The sequence below is a fragment of the Sinobaca sp. SA16-1 genome (assembly GCF_059510515.1).
Genome location: NZ_JCAKFL010000001.1, coordinates 80040 through 98593 on the forward strand (window position 1 = coordinate 80040; position 18554 = coordinate 98593).

General features: G+C 41.2%; 17 protein-coding genes. 3 read left to right on the plus strand and 14 right to left on the minus strand.

The features are described from left to right. Window positions 1-8: 8 nt before the first annotated feature. The 8 genes from AC5W2J_RS00400 to AC5W2J_RS00435 form a co-directional block, all read right to left on the minus strand. On the minus strand, window positions 9-491 hold the full coding sequence (locus AC5W2J_RS00400) for a flagellar protein FlgN (protein ID WP_496057500.1): 483 nt from the start codon (window positions 489-491) through the stop codon (window positions 9-11). A gap of 28 nt (window positions 492-519) precedes the next feature. Then, the gene (flgM, locus tag AC5W2J_RS00405; protein ID WP_496057501.1) at window positions 520-780 is read right to left on the minus strand and encodes a flagellar biosynthesis anti-sigma factor FlgM; all 261 of its coding nucleotides are present in this window, start codon (window positions 778-780) and stop codon (window positions 520-522) included. Window positions 781-857: 77 nt separating this feature from the next. Next, window positions 858-1268: a TIGR03826 family flagellar region protein gene (locus tag AC5W2J_RS00410; RefSeq protein ID WP_496057502.1), complete on the minus strand. Its 411-nt coding sequence runs from the start codon at window positions 1266-1268 to the stop codon at window positions 858-860. Then, a complete protein-coding gene (locus tag AC5W2J_RS00415; RefSeq protein ID WP_496057503.1) occupies window positions 1265-2023 on the minus strand; it encodes a ComF family protein in 759 nt (252 codons plus the stop codon). Before AC5W2J_RS00415 ends, AC5W2J_RS00410 begins: the two co-directional genes overlap by 4 nt. Then, on the minus strand, window positions 2013-3416 hold the full coding sequence (locus tag AC5W2J_RS00420; protein ID WP_496057504.1) for an ATP-dependent helicase ComFA: 1404 nt from the start codon (window positions 3414-3416) through the stop codon (window positions 2013-2015). The genes AC5W2J_RS00415 and AC5W2J_RS00420 overlap by 11 nt, the downstream gene beginning before the upstream one ends. Before the next feature lie 344 nt (window positions 3417-3760). Beyond that, window positions 3761-4609, minus strand: coding sequence for a DegV family protein (locus AC5W2J_RS00425; protein WP_496057505.1), 849 nt, complete (start codon window positions 4607-4609; stop codon window positions 3761-3763). 102 nt (window positions 4610-4711) lie between these two features. Next, a complete protein-coding gene (locus tag AC5W2J_RS00430; RefSeq protein WP_496057506.1) occupies window positions 4712-5416 on the minus strand; it encodes a response regulator in 705 nt (234 codons plus the stop codon). 76 nt (window positions 5417-5492) lie between these two features. Beyond that, window positions 5493-6641 carry a sensor histidine kinase gene (locus AC5W2J_RS00435; protein WP_496057507.1) on the minus strand — a complete coding sequence of 383 codons (1149 nt, stop codon included), beginning with the start codon at window positions 6639-6641 and terminating at the stop codon, window positions 5493-5495. Window positions 6642-6919: 278 nt separating this feature from the next. Between AC5W2J_RS00435 and AC5W2J_RS00440 the strand changes: the two genes are divergently transcribed. The 3 genes from AC5W2J_RS00440 to AC5W2J_RS00450 all read left to right on the plus strand — a co-directional run bounded on the left by AC5W2J_RS00440 (window position 6920) and on the right by AC5W2J_RS00450 (window position 9944). Next, on the plus strand, window positions 6920-7552 hold the full coding sequence (locus AC5W2J_RS00440; RefSeq protein ID WP_496057508.1) for a YigZ family protein: 633 nt from the start codon (window positions 6920-6922) through the stop codon (window positions 7550-7552). Between the two features lie 272 nt (window positions 7553-7824). Continuing rightward, window positions 7825-9027 (plus strand): LCP family glycopolymer transferase, encoded by a 1203-nt coding sequence (locus AC5W2J_RS00445; RefSeq protein ID WP_496057509.1) that lies wholly within the window; start codon window positions 7825-7827, stop codon window positions 9025-9027. Window positions 9028-9137: 110 nt separating this feature from the next. Continuing rightward, the gene (locus AC5W2J_RS00450; RefSeq protein ID WP_496057510.1) at window positions 9138-9944 is read left to right on the plus strand and encodes a hypothetical protein; all 807 of its coding nucleotides are present in this window, start codon (window positions 9138-9140) and stop codon (window positions 9942-9944) included. A 788-nt stretch (window positions 9945-10732) separates the two neighbouring features. Here AC5W2J_RS00450 and AC5W2J_RS00455 read toward each other — a convergent pair. The 6 genes from AC5W2J_RS00455 to AC5W2J_RS00480 all read right to left on the minus strand — a co-directional run bounded on the left by AC5W2J_RS00455 (window position 10733) and on the right by AC5W2J_RS00480 (window position 18507). Next, on the minus strand, window positions 10733-11626 hold the full coding sequence (locus AC5W2J_RS00455) for a sulfotransferase domain-containing protein (RefSeq protein WP_496057511.1): 894 nt from the start codon (window positions 11624-11626) through the stop codon (window positions 10733-10735). A gap of 30 nt (window positions 11627-11656) precedes the next feature. Then, window positions 11657-12691, minus strand: coding sequence for a glycosyltransferase family 2 protein (locus AC5W2J_RS00460; RefSeq protein ID WP_496057512.1), 1035 nt, complete (start codon window positions 12689-12691; stop codon window positions 11657-11659). 58 nt (window positions 12692-12749) lie between these two features. After that, window positions 12750-14543, minus strand: a complete 1794-nt coding sequence (locus tag AC5W2J_RS00465) for an ABC transporter ATP-binding protein (RefSeq protein WP_496057513.1) — start codon at window positions 14541-14543, stop codon at window positions 12750-12752. 1809 nt (window positions 14544-16352) lie between these two features. Continuing rightward, entirely contained in the window at window positions 16353-17312 is a 960-nt protein-coding gene (locus AC5W2J_RS00470; protein ID WP_496057514.1) for a GNAT family N-acetyltransferase, read from the minus strand. Window positions 17313-17353: 41 nt separating this feature from the next. Then, window positions 17354-17959 (minus strand): hypothetical protein, encoded by a 606-nt coding sequence (locus tag AC5W2J_RS00475; RefSeq protein WP_496057515.1) that lies wholly within the window; start codon window positions 17957-17959, stop codon window positions 17354-17356. Between the two features lie 257 nt (window positions 17960-18216). Continuing rightward, window positions 18217-18507, minus strand: coding sequence for a hypothetical protein (locus AC5W2J_RS00480; protein WP_496057516.1), 291 nt, complete (start codon window positions 18505-18507; stop codon window positions 18217-18219). Window positions 18508-18554: the final 47 nt, after the last annotated feature.

An 18554-nucleotide genomic window follows, 5' to 3' on the forward strand; every position in this document is an offset into this window, starting at 1 on the left:
TATGGCGTTTACGCCTTTGAATCAAAAAACGAATATGCCTGCGCCTGGTTTTTCTGTCCGGGCGGTGTATAGCGGGACTGATCCGTTGCCGGACGCATCCATTCGATATTTTTCTGAAGAAAGTAGAGAGAATCAGCAAGCAGTATACGGTTTAGTTCCTGCTGCTTCTGGAGCTTCTGGATGGTTTCCCCAAGCCGCTCCTGCAGCCGGTGGAGCTCTGCCTGCACGGCTTCTGGAAGAACGGCCAGCAGGCTGCGGATCGTTACCTCGTCTGCCTCGTATTCCCCGGCAACGGCGGCCGCCTGCTCGGCGCGCCCCGCTTCCACGGTTTCAATGGCACGGACGCAGAGCGCTTCTTTTTTTACAAGCTCCTGCAGCTGTTTGGCTTCATTGTTTTTCAGAAGCTCTGTTTTTTCCAGGCTCAGCTCATGCAGTTTCTCATGCAGGCCCGCCAATTGTTCCATGTTTTCTACCAGTTCTTTCACCGACATGCTCATTTCTCCCCTTCTCTATTCCTCGTTACTGCTTTGTCCAAAAATCATAAAACTTTCTGGCAGTTTCTTCGGCATCTACTTTGTAATCGCCGCTTTCTACTTTATGCTTTAACGCGTCCACCTTTGACTGGCGGGCCGGGTCAATTTTATCGCTGTTCAGCATATCCTTGGCTTCCTTTGAAATTTCCAGTTTGTCGGTCTTCTGCGGCGCGGCCTGTCCCGAGGCCTGCGCTTTTACCGTTTTTTGATATGGGTTGTTGATTGGTCCGCTTGGATTGATTTTCATGACTGCTGCCTCCTCTGATAAGTCCGATCGGTACTGCTCTCTTTCTTATATCGGCTGTTGTTTCTATTATTACATGGCTACCGGACCGGTTTCGACCGATAGATGTTTGCATGATCTTCTCGAAGCCTGTCCGAGCGCTCCTGTTCGTACGTTTCCTGATCCAGATCCGCTTTCAGTCGGATGTGGCAGGATGTGCAGATTTTCCCTTCACGAATGCCATCTCCGCAGGATGCACACGGATAAAACAGCTGTGGAAAAGATTTCAGCTCCAACCGGCCTTCTTTAATAAATTGAATAATTTCCTTTTCTTCCACCTTCACGGCGTCAGAAATATCGGCCATTGTTGCCTGGCGGTTCTGTTTTTTACGAATAAACGTATAGACGGCTTGAAACCGGTCTTCGCGTTTTTTATGGCAGGACGGGCAGACATTCCGTACGGTTCGTACGTAGAGCTGCTCGCAGACGCTGCAGTTTTCAAGCTGGTTCATTGGGCTTTCTCCTCTTTTCTGGAAAGGGTACCCGTACTTCTTGCAAGCGTGAGCGAAGCAACCCGCTCAGCCCCTGCACTGCGCAGAACAGACGCTGCTTTCCTGACGGTGGTCCCTGTAGTATATATATCGTCTACCAATAGAATTTTTTCACCCTGAAATATATCTTTTTTCTGCTCGGTAAGATAGAAAGGTTGATAGATCAAGCTTTCTCTTTGATTTTTAGTACTTTTGCTCTGTTTTTTCGGCTCATCTTTCTTTTCTAGTCCGTTTATCCTAACCGCTGGCAGCAGATCTGCCAGCAGCGCCGCTTGATTAAAGCCTCTTTCCTGCATTCTTTCCCTCCCCGCCGGCAGTGCCATCACCTTCCAGGAAGCGAAAGAGCGCCTCCAGGCCTGCACCCATTCTTTTTGAAACACAGCCGTTAGCGCCGGGTCACCGCGGTATTTCCAGCGCACCATCCACTGCTGCATCGCTTCATCGTAATGGTACAGCGACACATTATGGGCAAAAGCCTGTCCAATGTCTTTATTTCCCCATGCGATACAGTCGCCGCAGCACGTATCCCGGAAAAACGGAGCGCTGCGCTCGTCTTTTTCGCGGCCGCAGATTCGGCAGTCCCGGGAACGCACCGCGGTGAACAGCGCCCGGCAGTCCGCACAGACCGGATCGTCGTCACGGCTGATGAGGTCACGCCAGGAGAGCCGCTCCTGCCTTAGTTCCATACAGTATAAACAGCGCTGCTTACCTGTCATCCTCTGTCCTCCCCTGTTTGTTCATCGATTCGATGTGCCGGACCGCATCAAGCATTGCGGTTGTTTTGCCGTAATGAAAATAGATCACGTCACCGTCCGGCTGGTCCGCGCTCCGCCCGACACGGCCGGCAATCTGGACGAGCGCCTTTTCGTCAAATATATTTTCTTCCGCGCCAAGCACGGCTGCCTCCGCTCCTTTTATCGTAACGCCGCGCTCCAGAATCGTTGTCGTTACTAAAATCGGCGCCTGTTTCTCACGGAACTGCTGCACCTTTTCATGACGCATGGGGTCAGCTGCATGTACACCAATCGTCCCCTCCCACTTTTCGGCAAGCAGCCGGGAGACCGTTTCGGCCTGATCGACGGAGGACACGAATACAAACACCGGGATGGATGCCGTTACCTTTTCCTCACACCAGGTGAGAAGGGCCGACGGCAGCCGGTCTTTTTTCAGTGCTTTCTTCCAATTGCCTATCCACTTGAGCGTGGGGACGGGAAGCGCAAAGCCGTGGTAGCGGACCGGGATTTGGATAAAGGGCAGCTTCCCGGACCGCGCCTGTTTTTTTAAAAGGCGGGACGGGGTCGCGGTTAAGTAAATGCGGGCGGCATCCATTTTAGCTGCCTTATTAACGGCCTCTTTAAGGGAAAGGTCGTAGGAGAAGGGAAACGCATCTATTTCATCAATAATTACCACATCAAAGGCATCGCGGAACCGTCTCGTCTGATGGGTCGTCGCGACGTGAATATCCGCATACCCGAAGCGTTCTTCACTTCCGCCGTAAAGGCCTTTAACGATCAGTCCCGGAAAAGCAGTCCGGATCCGCGGAAGCAGCTCCATGACGACATCGGCGCGCGGAGTCGTCAACAGCACCCGTTTCCGATTCCGGCAGGCCGCTTCTATGCCGCGAAAGAGGATTTCTGTTTTCCCGGCTCCACACACCGCCCAGATAAGCAGCTCCGTCCGGTTGGCTGCAGCCCGGCATAATGCATCCGATGCCTTCTTCTGGTCCATGGAGAGCTCTCCCTGCCACTGCAGGGACGCGTCTCCTGCTGAACGGACCGCTCTGCCATTCCAGGAGAACAGCACCCGGCACGTGTCGATCCGTCCCATATCCAGGCAGGTACGGCAGTAATGGCAGGACCGGCCGCAGCGCGCACAGAAAAATGCCGCAAACAACCCGGGATCTGTTTCCAGGCAGCGGTGGCAGAGATAGTGCTTATCCAGCTTCGATAAACCGGCGCGCATGACGATATGACCTGCCTGTAGAAAAGGAAGCAGCACGTCCAGCGGTTCATTGATTTCTTCGAGCAGAAGCTCCCGGCCGGCAAGCTGGCCGCAGAGTGAATCATAAGATGGATGAGTAAAATCAGCGTCCGCTGTAACCGTGGACACCGCAGGAAGAATATCGATACTTCGTAAAGCGGTGGAATCATTTGTTACAGGAAGGTAACGTGTTTCTCCGGAACCGGAGAGAAAAGGATGGATACGTATCGGGGGTCACTCCTTAAATGAGGGATTTAGATGAGGAAAACCGTTTCGTTCAATCTATTTATATATAGCGCCATTTTTTAAGAAAGGCTGCTTAAATATTGAAAAAGTAAACAGGCGGCGTTTCCTGCAGAACAGCCATCGGTGAAGATAAAGAGGTCGATCTTTTCCTCTTTAGCTGAGACATGGCCTGCGGAAAGCGCCGCCTATACATTTTTTTTGCCTTTTTCAAAGCCTGCCGTTTTGGATTATTTGCTGTACCAGCCGAGTGCTAACGCACCTTCGCCGAGGTGGGTGGCAATGACCGGCCCAAACTCACTAACTACAATGTCAGCCTGGGGATGGGCCTTGGAAAGTTCTTCTTTCATTTGTGCGGCTTTTTCCGCGCGGTTGGAATGAATGACCGTCGCCTGGACGGAGGGGCTGTCTTTAATATCGTCGGCAAAAATATCGTAAATACGGGCGATCGCTTTTTTGGAAGTCCGTACTTTCTCAAATGGCACAATTTTCGTGTCTTCAAAATGGAGCACGGGTTTAATCTGCAGCAGGCTTCCTACAATAGCCTGTGCCCCGTTCAGGCGGCCGCCGCGGTGCAGGTGGTTTAAATTATCCACGACAAAATACGCCTTCGTGCGTTCTTTCATTCCGGTCAGCACATCGAGAATTTCATCCACGGTGTGCCCGGCTTCGCTCATTTCCGCAGCCCGGATCGCGTAGAACCCCTGCGGCATACAGCTGATTTCCGAATCAAAACAGTAGACCTCCACTTTATCGCTCACCTGCTCTGCAGCGGCACAGGCGGTCTGATACGTTCCGCTGATACCGCTCGACAAGTGAATGGAAATCACAGCCCCGTAGTCCTTGCTGAGCTCTTCATAAAGCGCGGTGAATTCGCCGATCGGCGGCTGCGATGTAGTGGGCAGATCTTCCGCCTGTTTCATTTTCTCCAGAAATTCGTTTTTGGAAATATCGATCTCTTCCCGGTAGGCTTTATCGCCAAAAACGACGCTTAACGGAATCACGGATATGTGATTGGCTTTTCTGACGTCTTCTGTCAGATAGGCCGTGCTGTCGGTAACTATTGCAATCTGCGGCATACTTGTTCCTCGCTTTTTTATAGAATGGATATTTCTCCGGCAGGATGAAAAAAGCCGAAGATGCATGACACCTCCGGCTTTCTTTTGTTTATAGCAGCTGCCTTATCTGACTTTGACCCAGCCTTTTTTAATGGCTTCAACTACAGCCTGGGTGCGGTCGTTCACATTCATTTTCTGAAGAATATTACTTACATGGTTTTTTACCGTTTTTTCACTGATGTAGAGCGCTTCCCCGATCATCCGGTTGCTGTAGCCGTCTGTCATCAGCTGAAGCACTTCGCACTCGCGTCTTGTTAAAATATGAAGCGGCTTGCGGTACTCCACCTCACGGTAGCCGATTTCCTCCGGCTCCATTTCGCCTTCTGTGCCAAGAGCGAGACGGCGGTATTCCTTGATCAGGTTCTGGGTAACCTTCGGATGAATATAAGCGCCTCCCGATCCGACTACTTTTACAGCTTCTATCAAGGCATCAGCGTCCATTTCTTTCAGCAGATAACCGGATGCTCCTGATTTCAGGACGTGGGTCACGTACGTTTCGTCGTCATGAATCGAAAGAATCAATACTTTCACTTTTGGAAAACGGTCGAGAAGCTGTCTGGTCGCTTCGACGCCGTTCACGTTTGGCATGTTAATGTCCATAAGTACAACGTCCGGCTCATTTTCTTCTACAAGGGCAATAGCCTGTTCGCCGTCGTCGCCTTCACCGACTACTTCAAAATGGTCTTCCATGTTTAAGATTCGCTTCACACCTTCGCGGAACAGCTGGTGGTCGTCTATTAATACTAATTTAATATGCTCTTGTATCATCACATTCATCCTTTCGAATACATACCTCGGCATAGTCTAGTAGACCTATGTGTCCAGCATGTTTCAGCCGAAACTTTTATTCATCTTCTAATTCCAGAGGTATCTTAATGATCACCGTAGTTCCTTTACCGGGCTCCGACTGCACACGTATTTCTCCGTCAAGGGCCAGCACCCGTTCTTTCATGCCGACAATGCCAAATGAATTTTCTTTTGACCTGCCCGTTTCAAAGCCTTTACCGTTGTCTTTAATTAAAGCGGTCACAAAATCGTTCCGCACTTCAAGATTCACACGGATCATACTGGCTTCTGCATGCTTGGTCGTATTCTGGACTGCTTCCTGAATCAGGCGGAATAACGCAATTTCAAGATGCGGCGGGAGGCGCAGCGCTGTGCTGAGCTCCCGGAAATAAATCGTCATGCCGGTTCGTTCTTCCACCGTCTGCAGGTATTTCCGCAGCGCCGGAATCAAGCCAAGGTCGTCGAGTGCCATCGGACGTAGATCATAAATGATGCGCCGCACTTCTTCCAGGCTGTCCTGGATCAAATACCGCACATCCCTTATTTCCTCCAGTGCCGGTTCTATACCTTTGTCGTTGTATACCCGCTCCACAAGTTCGGAGCGAAGCATCACATTGGCGAGCATCTGGGCGGGCCCGTCATGAATTTCACGGGCGACTTTCTTCCGTTCTTCTTCCTGCGCTTCAATAATCTTTAAGCTAAAACGCTGCTGTTCCTGTGCATTTGCCACCAGTTCCCCAACATCTTTTAAATCTCCATCCAAAAAGTTATACACGACCGATACCTGATGAATGAGTGTCTCCGCCTTGCCAATCTGCTCCTGCAGGAGCACGAGCCGGCGTTCGATGTAATCGCGCCGCTCCCGCAGCTGTTTTTCTTCCTGGCGTATGACCGCAAGCTCCACTTGAAGGGCATTCGCTTTCTCATAGGCACTCTGTACATCTTTGTCGCTGTATTCCTTGAATGACCGGCTCATCTGCGCTAATCTATTTCTTGCAATACGGGCACGGACTTCCATTTTGTCTGAAGCTTCAATTGTCTCTGCTACTTTTTTCTTTATCTCTCTTAATTCATCATTCAATGCATCAAATTCGGACCGCGACTGCTCGCCGATATCAAAAAGCTGACGTTTGCTTAGGTCTACGGTACCGAGCATTTTCTTTACTACTTCATCTAAAGCAGGCTTCCATACCAAGGATACCCTCACCCTTTTTACATCCTTTACCTAATGTATAACAAGGGGGAAAGAATGATTTTTTAGCATGCCTTTTTTCTGACAGACTTATCAGCCTGAATAGAAAAAACGCTTTTACTATGATTAGTTTAGCACATTCTGAATTACCTATTACAGGTTTTAAAAAAATAATTTGTTCCTATTTGATAAACATTCTCGTAAAATGTCTTTATAAATCATAACATTTATTATTTTTACGTTGTTTTACAATATGATTATAGTGTGATGACATAACTAGAAGGAGTTACCATATGCTTACATCTTATTACACCGTTAAAAAACCGGGCAGCCATGAAATTGTTATCCAGAAGTCCCGCTTTATTACCTTTGTCCGCCGGGCCTATACAGAAGAGGAGGCGCAGTCTTTTATTGAAGAGATTAAAAAGGAGCATAAAAATGCCAATCACAACTGCTCGGCCTATCTGATAGGCGAACAGGACCACATCCAGAAAGCCAATGACGACGGGGAACCGAGCGGCACAGCTGGTGTTCCCATGCTGGATGTCCTGAAGAAAAAGGCACTGAAAAATACCGTTGTGGTCGTTACCAGGTATTTCGGCGGAATCAAGCTTGGCGCCGGCGGCTTAATCCGCGCTTACGGCACTTCCGTCACCGAAGGCATCGCCGCCGTCGGGATGGTCGAACGGATCCGTACCCGGATCATGACAGCCACCGCAGATTACACCCTGCTCGGAAAACTTGAAAATGATATCCGACGTTCCGCCTACCAGCTTAAAGACATCCGCTACGAAGAAAACGTCTTGATCGATACGTATGTACCCATTGACGAAACGGAAACGTTTACTGCGTGGATAATCGAACTGTCGAACGGCCAGGCTGCTGTAACAGAAGGAGAAACCGCCTTTCTTGAAAAAGCATTATAAAAAAGGAAGAATACTTATCTCTTCATTTAAGTATTCTTCCTTTTTTTTGTAACAAATATTTTGTTACAACGTCTTACATAAAGGAGACTAAATATAAGTATCCTATATTTACTAACGGAGGTTCTTTCTGTAGAATGAAGAGCACTGGCTGTTTGCTTTGAAACAAGCCGTAAAGGAGCACAGGCCTTGAATAGACACCGATAAGCAAGCTCCATCTATTAAAGAACATCATTAACTATTAGAACTTTATATATGAGGGAGCAATTAATTACATGGCAGATATAAATGAAGAAACAAGGCTGCAGCGTCGAAACAAAAAAGGACGCCGGCGCCGGAGAATAATCAAAATCTTCGGGGTTCTGGGCGTACTTGGCATTCTCGCTGTAGCAGTAGCCGTTGGCTACTTCCTTTTTCAGCTCAGCAGCGTTACCGCCGACACGCAGGAAGAATTGGAGCGCGGAGAAAAATCAGAGCTCCGCACAGAAGCCGTTGACTTACAGGAAGATAATTTTTCCGTCCTGATTATGGGTGTGGATGACAGAGAAGGCACCAACCTGGAAGGCCGGACCGACGCCATGGTTCTTGCTACGTTCAATAAAGAAGAAAACACTGTAAAAACGACCAGCATACCAAGGGATTCACTTGTTAATATCCCCGGCCGGGGCGAGGATAAAATTACGCATGCCCACGCTTTTGGTAGCACGGACCTGGCTATTGCCAGCGTGGAAAATCTCTTTGATATTCCTGTCGATTATTACGTAAAGCTTGATTTTGTCGCGTTTGTGGAAATTATAGATGCACTTGGCGGCATTGAAGTAGACTCACCAATCGCTTTTTCCGAGCAGGACAGCGAAAGCAATCCTGATGCGATTCAAATCGAAGAAGGCGAACAGATGTTAAACGGAGAAGAAGCACTGGCTTTTGTCCGTATGAGAAAAGATGATCCACGCGGTGACCTAGGACGCGGCGAACGCCAGCAGATGGTGATTGAATCGTTAATCAATAGATCAGCCTCTTTTTCTTCTATTAATAAGTTTGATGATGTGTTCGACAGCGTCCGTTCCAACATGCGAATGAATTTCACGTTTGGAAATATCGTTTCGCTTCAGGGCTACTCCCGTTCTCTTGAAGATGTAGAGAGTCTGCAGCTTGGGGGAACAGACGCTACGATTGACGGTATTTATTATTATCAGATTGATGAAGGTTCCCGCCAGGAAATTGCGGAAGAACTAAAATCTCACCTTGATATTGAGATAACAAGTGCAGCTATGCCTGAACAGCCTACTTCCGGATCTTCTTCATCTAATGAATATGGAGCTCCGGCTGAAGAACAGCAGCCTGCCCAGCAGGAGGGTTTTCCTGGAGAGGAACTATCGGAAGAAGAACCGTATGAATACGAGGAAGATAGTTCCAACGAAGCTCCTCAAGAAGAATCATCTCAGCAGCAAGTACCTTACTATTCTACAAATGAATAACAAAAAAGACCCGGAATCTGTTTTCCGGGTCTTTTCTCCTGCCTTTTTTTCCTTTATACTTACAGGTAACCGTCTTCATACGAACGTATTATTAGGGGGGTATCGAAATATTGTTATCGATCACAGTACTAAAAAAAACAATAAAAAATAAGTCAAAACGTCCATTGATGATTAAAAGTGCTTCTTATGTGTGGGAGATTCCTTTTAATCATGTCACGAAAACGAAAGTTTCCAATAAAAGAGCCGGCTTAACACAGGCTGCTCGTCAAGGAGGCCCACTTGCTTCCCTGATTCCGGAATTCCACACTCCAGGTTCATTGCTTATTGTAGAAAAAGGCCGAACGATTAATAGTTTAGATGAAGCATCTTTTGAAACATTCACTTCCCTGCTGCAGCCTGACGCTCCTGACAATAAACCATTAAACGAGCTTGTTGACCTGCCTCATTTATTTGATCACCTGTTATTTGGCCGACTTGATGCTCAGACGAGCGAAGATATTATACATAATGCCTCCCGGATTCATCTTCCTGTCTCTGATGCACATGGCGATCTTCATACGAACAACATTGTGTTCACGAAAAGCAATGAAAGAAAATTAATTGACTGGGAGCATTATAAAAAGCAGAGTTCCTACATTCTGGATCTTTTTCACCTGCTGCTCCGCAAAGAAGGAATGAAACGAAAGCTCAGCTGGAGTGAAGTGATTAAACTGGATGTTTTTGATCATCCTGACTTTAATAAACTACTCGACCGGCACCAGCTTACCCTTCATGACGTAATATTTTCCTATGTTTTTAACCGAATTTACCTGGAAGGCAGCAAAAAAATGGCTTGTGAAGGGTTTTTGAAACATACGGAAGTAGAAAAATTTAAGGAAGCTGCATTGTACTGCCAACGTTTTACCAATTCTTCATGAAAAAAATCTAGCTACTTGAACAATAACCCAAATTATGAATAAAAAATCTAGAATTCAGGCTTTTTATGAATGAAAAGAAGTTCCCTTTAAACTAATAGAAATTAAATAATTAGAGAGTTATCGTGACTAGAGCTTTTTCCTAAAAAATGAAACAAAAATCTAAAAATCACTAAAATTAAATAAAGCTATTGTATAGTTTGAATATTGCCATCTTTAGCTTCCTCAATGAGACATTTTAGATCCAATTATTTCATCGACAAAGAAAATCCAAGCTTCATAATGAAAGAAGTCGCTCGATTTTTCAAATATTGGACAAAAATAAGAACGAATAACGTTCTGCAAAGTTACACTGACCGGCATGTCAAATCGTCATAAATAACTTGTTAGCACGAAGATATAGAATAATAAGTCTACTTCCTATGGATGTGTTTTCAGTATGATGCAATAAAACTAGTGATACAATGGGTGATATATGGGCCAATAATTGTGCATTGCTTAACCTTGAAGATCAAAGTGCTTGCTAAATGAAAAAACAATAACATGTAAGAAACTCCATTGAAAAGACAAGGAAGACATATTCATCGATACCAGCCTTCCCTTTCATCTTTATGTCACTGTTATGCCTTTAAAAGCTTTCCTCAAAAGATCGAGAGAATTAGAAATCGATAGGTCTTTACATTTCCTAGGGTAACTTTAAGTTTTGAGTTAGCTATCTTCCAAGTCTAGATAACCTTACATACTTTTCAACTTTTTAGGCTAGGCAAGAAGTGTGGCTGTATACTTTTCTTCTAAAGCTTCCAGCTGCTTAAGTCTCTGTTCAGCAGACCTTCAAGCTGTGTTATATCCTCCTCATAACGTTTTACAAGCGCTCTCCTTGTTTCTTCCTTCATCTTAGGTTTTTCCAGGTTGTTTCTGCTGATTTTCTGCAGCCTTTCAAACAAAGCATCTTCTTTATTTATCAGACCAGCGCCTCTTTTGAGAAGGCCAAGAAATCTATTTGGTTTATTTAACAACATATGCAGCTTTCTGTTCTTTGGTATACCGGATACATTGTGTTCCAGATTCGTATTGAGCGGGATCGGTTCAACGTCCAGTTTGTGGAACATATCGTTAATAATAGATTCCTGGTCTTTTCTCAGGTCATCATAGATATACACCGTCGCATCAGGGAAATGAGTCAGATAATCTTTTACCTGTTCATAGTAAAAACCATTCGTTGTATAACCCCAGTGCCAGGCCCAGTTATTATTTTTTCTTTCTTCTTCTTTTTCCACTGCCTCTTCAAAAGAAAGGTCCTCTCTTCCATCTCTTACCATATGCAGGTAATGCGAATAAGCCCGTTCTACAGGATTTCTTAAAATAATAAAAATGTTCACATCATCATCTGTATACTTTTTTATATTTTTAATGCTTTCCTCATGATAATACAAATATTCCGTCGACATATCTCCAAGTGCTTTTTCCTGCCTGTCTTCAAAAAGCCGCTGATAGTCTTCGACCTCGCTGATAATCCGGCGGTTACAGGACCTCTCGTCTCCCGGTCCCTGGTAATCCCCGGTCATATTTGAGAAGAAACGCAGTTCCTTTCCTTTAGGAACAAAAACATCTTCATGCTGGGTTATGTACTTATATAAAGAAGTCGTGCCGCTTTTCGCAGCACCGACTACTATAAAATTAGGCATTTTTTTCATCTTTGTACTCCTTTCTTTCTTTTAACGGTAGGAAATAAATTCACTATTTATATAATACTCCCACCGCTTTTTCAACTTCTTTGTTTCAATCTTTTGCCGAGTGGTTTTAAACAGACGTCCCGGATACGTACGGACTAATTTATTTCTTAATACATATATTCTTATTTTTATATAATAATTTTTTTCTTTCTTTTTTGAACTCTCGCATATAATGCGTTTTTTCACTTCTATAAACTCGCTATATTTTTTATGTTGCATATATACCATACTTATTTTCTTCAAATGCTCGTACGTTACTTGATCGATCATCTCGTCTGTTAAATACGGGAAAATGTTTTTTTTCTTATAATTATAAAGCTGATTGAGTCCTTGAAGCTTCGGTTCGTAGCTGTCGGTAATCCTATTTTGAGAATGCACTCTGTATAACAAAAGAGGCTCTTTGCATATGTAAACAGAGTGACCTTTTTCAATAATTCGCAAATAAAGATTTGTTTCCTGAGCGCTTTTTAAATGCTCTTGGAAGCCTTCTACTTCTTCAAGCACTTCTCTTTTTATGAGCGGAAAAGATGCGCCTCCAATAAAATTTCCGAGCATTATTTTTTCGAAGGCTTTTTCATTTTCATATTTAATATCATCACCGCGGTCACTTTTTCTTATAATTTCATTCTTTTCATTAATAACAATATTATTGCAACTTACTAAGCTAACTTCGGAATTTTCTTGGAAAGCTTTAAACTGTAGTTCCAGCTTTCGCTTTGCCCAGATGTCATCGTCATCTAAAAATGCAATGTATCTTCCCGTCGCTTGTTGGAATCCATTATTTCTCGCAATATTTCCTCCCTGTTGGGTTTTGTGATAAATATAGCTGACACGCTTATCCGTAATAGAAGAAAGGTACTCTTTCGTATCATCTGTACTAGCTTCATCTACTATAATCAACTCTAAGTTACTGTATGTCTGGTTCAATACACTATCTACAGCCTGCTTAAGCAAACTTTTTCTGTTTCTAGTTGGTATAATAACGCTGACCAGTTCTAGATCATATTTACTCGCCATTTTTTTACCCCACTTTTAAATAGTTAAACAGGTTCCACTGCTAATCCTGTCTAAACTTTTATAAATGTACTCTTTTTTTAAATTTTGTTTTTTTTTGGCTCTTCAGCCTGCCATCTTCCATTTCGAAAATAATGTCGCAGTTTTCAATCGTACTGAGTCGATGTGCAATAATAATAAGGGTTTTCTCTCCTCTAAGGTCATCAATAGCTTTCATAATTCCCTTTTCTGTTTCATTGTCCAGAGCAGAAGTGGCTTCATCTAAAAACAACACTTCCGGATTACTGTAAAGCGCCCTTGCAATCCCGATACGCTGCCGCTGTCCGCCGGAGAGCTTAACCCCGCGTTCTCCTACAGACGTTTCCAGCTGGTCGGGAAGCCCCTTCACATGTTCATCGAGCTGCGCCTTCCGCAGCGATTCCCATACAGCTTCTTCATCGATCTCGTTATCAGGGACGCCAAAAGCGATATTCTTTTTTATCGTGTCGTCAAATAGATAAATCCCTTGTGGAATATAGCCGATTTTGTTCTGCCACATTGATTCTTCTTCATTAATATTGATGCCGTCAGCTTCAATCGTTCCGCTGTCCGGCTGAAGAACGCCCAGCATAATATCTACGAGTGTCGTTTTTCCTGAACCAGAAGGCCCTACAAACGCCACCGAAGATCCTATAGGGAATTCAAGTGATACATCTTGTATGACATTGGTGTCACTCAGCGGATATTTAAAATGAAGATGGTTCAATTCAATCTTATCGTTAAACGGCTGACTCTTATTTACTTTTGAAAAGGCAGTTGCATCCCGTTTTCTGAAATCAAAATCAATATCTTTTTCAACATTGTTTACAATCAAATCCTCATACACAATATCAAGGGAAGGCCTGTTATAGCGGACATCCGTAATAGCACTTACCATTCGGTTAATCGAAGGCATGAGACGGAAAGCCGCCATCGCAAACAAAGCTGTAGTAGAAATTAATGTCGTTAAATTTTCGGTCTGGATCATGATGACCAGGACAATAATCAGAATGGTGGCTACTACAATCGTTTCCACAAACATTCTCGGTGCCTGTTTCATCAGCTGATAGAAACGCATCGATTTCGCATAGGTTTTGCTTTCATTTGTGAAATTATCAATAAAGAAGGCTTCTTTTCCAAGTACTTTCACTTCTTTTGTCGAACCAAAGCTTTGGTTAATCCACTTTATCATCTGGCCGAGGGCGCTTTGCCTCGCCTTGCCCAAAACGGCAATTTTTGTTTTAAAGAAGTGAAAGAAGGTAAATATTCCACCCCCAAATAACGCACCTGCCAATAAAGTAGGCAGCGGAGCAATAAATAACAGCAGAATCAGTACAAACAGCATAACGGTTGACTCTGTAAGTACCACAAATCCCGGAATAACAATCCGGTTAAAGATGGTTTTCACTTCCTGGTCCACGTTGCGCTGCAGCTGTGCGGTATTTCTTTCTAAATGAAAGATATAAGGCTTTAATAGATAAGCCGTAAGCATTCTTTTAGATAATTTAATCTGCTCATTGTAAATTACTTTGTATTGAAAGTGATAAAAGAACACCAGGTAGGCGTTTTTGAATATAAAAACAACTAACAAGCCAATCGTTGCAAAAATCAGAAACGACGACGTGGATTCAAAATTAAACATTGTATAAAAAAAGTTTAAAAACGAATTTTCCGTAATTTGATCGGGGTTGGTAAGAATACCGACAAAAGGAACAATCAGACCGACTCCTGCGGTTTCAAGCACCGCTCCTACTATCATAAAAGAAAACAGAAGAATAAATTTTTTCTTTTCTCTTTTTCCAAATAATTCATACAGCATTTTGACTATCTTCATCATTTATGACACATCCTAATCGAAAGATCTTTCCTTATTATGTATTACTCATAAGAAAAGTGTTTTACAGTATACCCTGTAAAACACTTTTTTTATCCTTCGGGGGGAATTGGTTAATTTATTATAGAGTTTTAGAAATGGTTTGTATTCTTTACTGATTAGTCCTCTCCTTTTCACCATGATTTCTAGAGCTATTAATAGCATCACAATAATTGGTACAATCAAAAAAAGATGACATTATTTAATTCAAGCAATTAAATATTTGAAATCATAATCCTGAAAAAAAGCCTTCCATATACTCATGAAGATTTTTGCAGAATTTAAGTTCTGAACAAGAAAACCATAACGTACCTCCGGGCAGCGTAATGCCTATATCGACAATAAATTTGTCTGTTGAATAATAACTAGCACAGAAATAGTTACTAATCCGATAAATCATACTTTGCAGCAAACCCATCCAATCCATCAATTAGTTTGATAGCTTTCAAGATTCTTATAACCCACAAAAATGTATTTAGAAGGCTAAGAGGACTCAACAGTCCTCCGAATGGCAGATTAATAAAGTCAATGTGTACTCCACCAATGATAACTGCTACTCTAATCTGATTAATATTTTCTTTAAGTAAAAAGCTCTATAATATCATCGAGAATTCCTATGATAATTATAATACTAAGTCTTGTCATTGCTTCCATATGATTTTTCTTTGATCTGCTGATCTGTGGCATTTATTTTAAAAGCAATTTTTTACAGAATAACATGTATTAAAGCAATCGCTGTACCTATGGTTTCCTTCTAATTCGGTTCAATTCTTTATTAAAATATTTGTCTATTACTTATATTCACGTTATTATCAATTACATTATATCATAACTGTTAATTAACATGTTTCACTCAAAAATATGAAATATTTTTTGTGTAATGAAGTTACCGGGCTAAACTATAGAAAAGTGGACATCCTTATGACTGAATTCACTAAAAATCAGGCTGAATTATAATTAAAAAAGAAAACCTCAATGAAGTTTTCCGAATCTGTTTGAAACAATGGAAAAGCTATAATTCCTTGCTAATGAATAAATTAAATTTTTTAGACTAGGAGAAATACGACCGATCTAGCCTTTGATCAGAGAACTTTGGTAAATCTATCACCTCCCTAAGCAGGCTTGCTCTAAAACCTTTGAAGTTGGCTATGTCATTAAGTAAGACCTTATGTTGCCAATTTTTGCTTCTGTCAAGATCAGACCATTCGTTCAAGCCAACGGCATTGAACGAATAGTCTGACAGGAAAGGAATCAATTCATTTCTTAACAAGGACAAAACATATAGCAGAAACATGTACTCCATAAAAAGGAATAGATTGACTAGAATATTATCCTAATAAGGAAACCCCAAACGTCGTAAGAAAAGAAAGAATTCGATCGTTTTTTCAGATATGAAGCTAACATGAGGAAGAACGCCCTTTTATAAAGATACATTAATTGCATGCGGGGGGCGTCTTAAAGACTTACGAACACGAAGATATGAACAACAAATCTATTTTTTATAGATATATCTGTCAACATTCTTCAATAAAACTATTGATACTTGAAGAGCTCCAGTGACATATGGGTCAAAAACTGTCTATTAACATCCATGACGACCTCCCTTATATTGGTAGATCATCACTACGCTTTTAAATAGTTTTTATCAAAAGATCAAGAGAACCAGAAATGGGACGGTCTTGACATTCTAAGTAGTTAAAAAAGCGCACACACTAGATTTAACTTTGACATTGAAGGTCAATACCGAACCAGTTCATAATACTTAGCGCTTTATTAAAATGAATCAGCGTCAGCTTGTGTAATATACCAACTACTCTGATTATCTTTTTGTTCTGTTTGATTTAAATCGTGCACAACTAAGGGCATGGGGCGATCTTTTTCTTGGAAATCTGCTCTTTGTAACCCTTCAAAATAAGAGGAATTTGGCAGAGCCCAAGTTTGAATGAAAAAGCAAAATTTTAGTTGCTTTTTCGTTTCTTCTAGAAGAATATCTTGAATTTCTTTAGATTTATACACTATATCAACAATACTACCTGTTTTTACTGATATTCCCTTCACTTTTTTAATCTCTTTTTTAATTACTATATAACCACTAAGTACACCTTCTGCATAAAGTCCATAAGTCATGTATTTATTTAACGGATGTTCATTAAATCTCCAATTTAAATAAGCAGAGTTTCTTATTATTTGAATTTGATGTTCATTTTTTAGCTCGTTGGATAATTCATCAAAATCATGATTAAAATTAGTGATTTTTTTTATCTTGATATTTCTACTCAAGAAAGATTTTTTTCTTTTTTTTAAAAATGGAAAAAAAAGAATTTGTCTTGAAATATCATCTACATGTATTGCTCTTGTATATTTTAATAGCATTTCTTTTGCTCTATTCGCAGGGAAACCGTATAAAAAAGAAATATCTTTTTCTTTAGCTCTTTTTAACATTTCTTGATTTAAAGAACGATAAATTCCCTTGCCTCTTGCTTTAGGATCGACCATAGTATCAACTCTTAAGGCTATTTTCCCTTCTTTTCCTTTAATATACGCTGGCATTATCCATAAAGCAATATGACCAAGAATACAATCATTCTCTTCCCAAACCAAAATCAATGGTTCGTAAAAAACCTTCTTATATTTCCAATTATAATACTCAGTACTTGGTAGTTTGTTAAAAACTTTATTAAAAAGCAAATAAATTTTTTCTGAATCTTCATTTCTAATATTCCGTATACTCACTTACATCCTCCTTTAATTTAACGTGATTATCTACTTAATAGTTACTCAATTAACCCAATTTCATCTTCGATTTGATCTACATTCACTTTAGAATTAATATTTTTATCATTTAAGTATTCTATTTTAGCTTCTATCATTTTCTCAATTACTTCATACTCTTTTCCCTTGTGTCTTTTTATAAGTTTCTTGGAATACAATAAATCATAGTAAGTTACTAAACTGTAATCATTTGCCTCGAATTCTCCATTTTGGTTTATTTGATAATATAAATTCCCTTCAGAATTTATCCAGTTCTCACCAGTATCTAGTATTCCTTTTAATATATCGTCTCCCGCTTTTAAATATCGTACATCATTGGATTCTTCATAAGAAAAATAAAGATAATTCATAAGACTCAAAGCATGGTTCAATGAAACATGAGGTAACTTATCTCCATATTCAGAAAAATAATCCACTAAAAATCTCCCATTTTCTGTTTCCAATGTTTGATTTTTTTCAAAACTATTCAAAAGAAAATCTGCATAGATTTTATAATTTTCTGAATAGCTATCTATCTTTAAATTTTCAGCTCTTCTACGCTGATCTCTAAATATATTGTCATTATGTCGGGAATCGACATAATGAGTAGGAATACCGTAATTGTCCATTAACCATGTGCTTGTATAGTTACTATACCAAAGTCCATCATCACCTCTTATTCTTTCTAGTTGAATAAAAGAATTCCAATTAATGTTTTCATAAAACCTTGAATTATTTTCTTCGTATTCTAATAATGATTTTTTCCCACTTTGCCGTACTAAAGAACGTACAAACGCTGTCTCTGAATTAGGATAAATCGTAGATACACCATAAGATTTTTCACTTGTTAAAAACTAACCTTCTGCCATATTTTCATTAGCTTTCGTTATAAAAGAAAAATCAATATTATTATCTTTTTTTTAGTTTGGAAATTTTCTTCTTCAAATAAAAATTCATTAACTTCACTCTTCTTATTAATATCCTCATGAATATAACTTATGGTTTTAAAAACATATTGGCCACCTACAAATACGCTATTGCTATATTGTTCGCTGCTATTTTCTAAATATGTAAATTTATTTGAAGTGGGATCTGGAATAGACCTTTCTTTTCGATTTGGATATACCTCTTTTAATTTAAAGTTTGCTACATTAGAAGTTAGTTTATCGGTTTCCAATTCTTGTTCAATTACTATTTCTATATTTTCTTTTTTCGAATCAAGAT

What these genes read in the sequence shown, in the direction of transcription:
- AC5W2J_RS00475 (WP_496057515.1), bottom strand. Translation starts at nt 17,959, where the DNA reads ATGGACAATTACGGTATTCCTACTCATTATGTCGATTCCCGACATAAT.
- AC5W2J_RS00400 (WP_496057500.1), bottom strand. Translation starts at nt 491, where the DNA reads ATGTCGGTGAAAGAACTGGTAGAAAACATGGAACAATTGGCGGGCCTG.
- AC5W2J_RS00425 (WP_496057505.1), bottom strand. Translation starts at nt 4,609, where the DNA reads ATGCCGCAGATTGCAATAGTTACCGACAGCACGGCCTATCTGACAGAA.
- AC5W2J_RS00465 (WP_496057513.1), bottom strand. Translation starts at nt 14,543, where the DNA reads ATGATGAAGATAGTCAAAATGCTGTATGAATTATTTGGAAAAAGAGAA.
- AC5W2J_RS00455 (WP_496057511.1), bottom strand. Translation starts at nt 11,626, where the DNA reads ATGCCTAATTTTATAGTAGTCGGTGCTGCGAAAAGCGGCACGACTTCT.
- AC5W2J_RS00410 (WP_496057502.1), bottom strand. Translation starts at nt 1,268, where the DNA reads ATGAACCAGCTTGAAAACTGCAGCGTCTGCGAGCAGCTCTACGTACGA.
- AC5W2J_RS00430 (WP_496057506.1), bottom strand. Translation starts at nt 5,416, where the DNA reads ATGATACAAGAGCATATTAAATTAGTATTAATAGACGACCACCAGCTG.
- AC5W2J_RS00460 (WP_496057512.1), bottom strand. Translation starts at nt 12,691, where the DNA reads ATGGCGAGTAAATATGATCTAGAACTGGTCAGCGTTATTATACCAACT.
- AC5W2J_RS00415 (WP_496057503.1), bottom strand. Translation starts at nt 2,023, where the DNA reads ATGACAGGTAAGCAGCGCTGTTTATACTGTATGGAACTAAGGCAGGAG.
- AC5W2J_RS00445 (WP_496057509.1), top strand. Translation starts at nt 7,825, where the DNA reads ATGGCAGATATAAATGAAGAAACAAGGCTGCAGCGTCGAAACAAAAAA.
- flgM (WP_496057501.1), bottom strand. Translation starts at nt 780, where the DNA reads ATGAAAATCAATCCAAGCGGACCAATCAACAACCCATATCAAAAAACG.
- AC5W2J_RS00440 (WP_496057508.1), top strand. Translation starts at nt 6,920, where the DNA reads ATGCTTACATCTTATTACACCGTTAAAAAACCGGGCAGCCATGAAATT.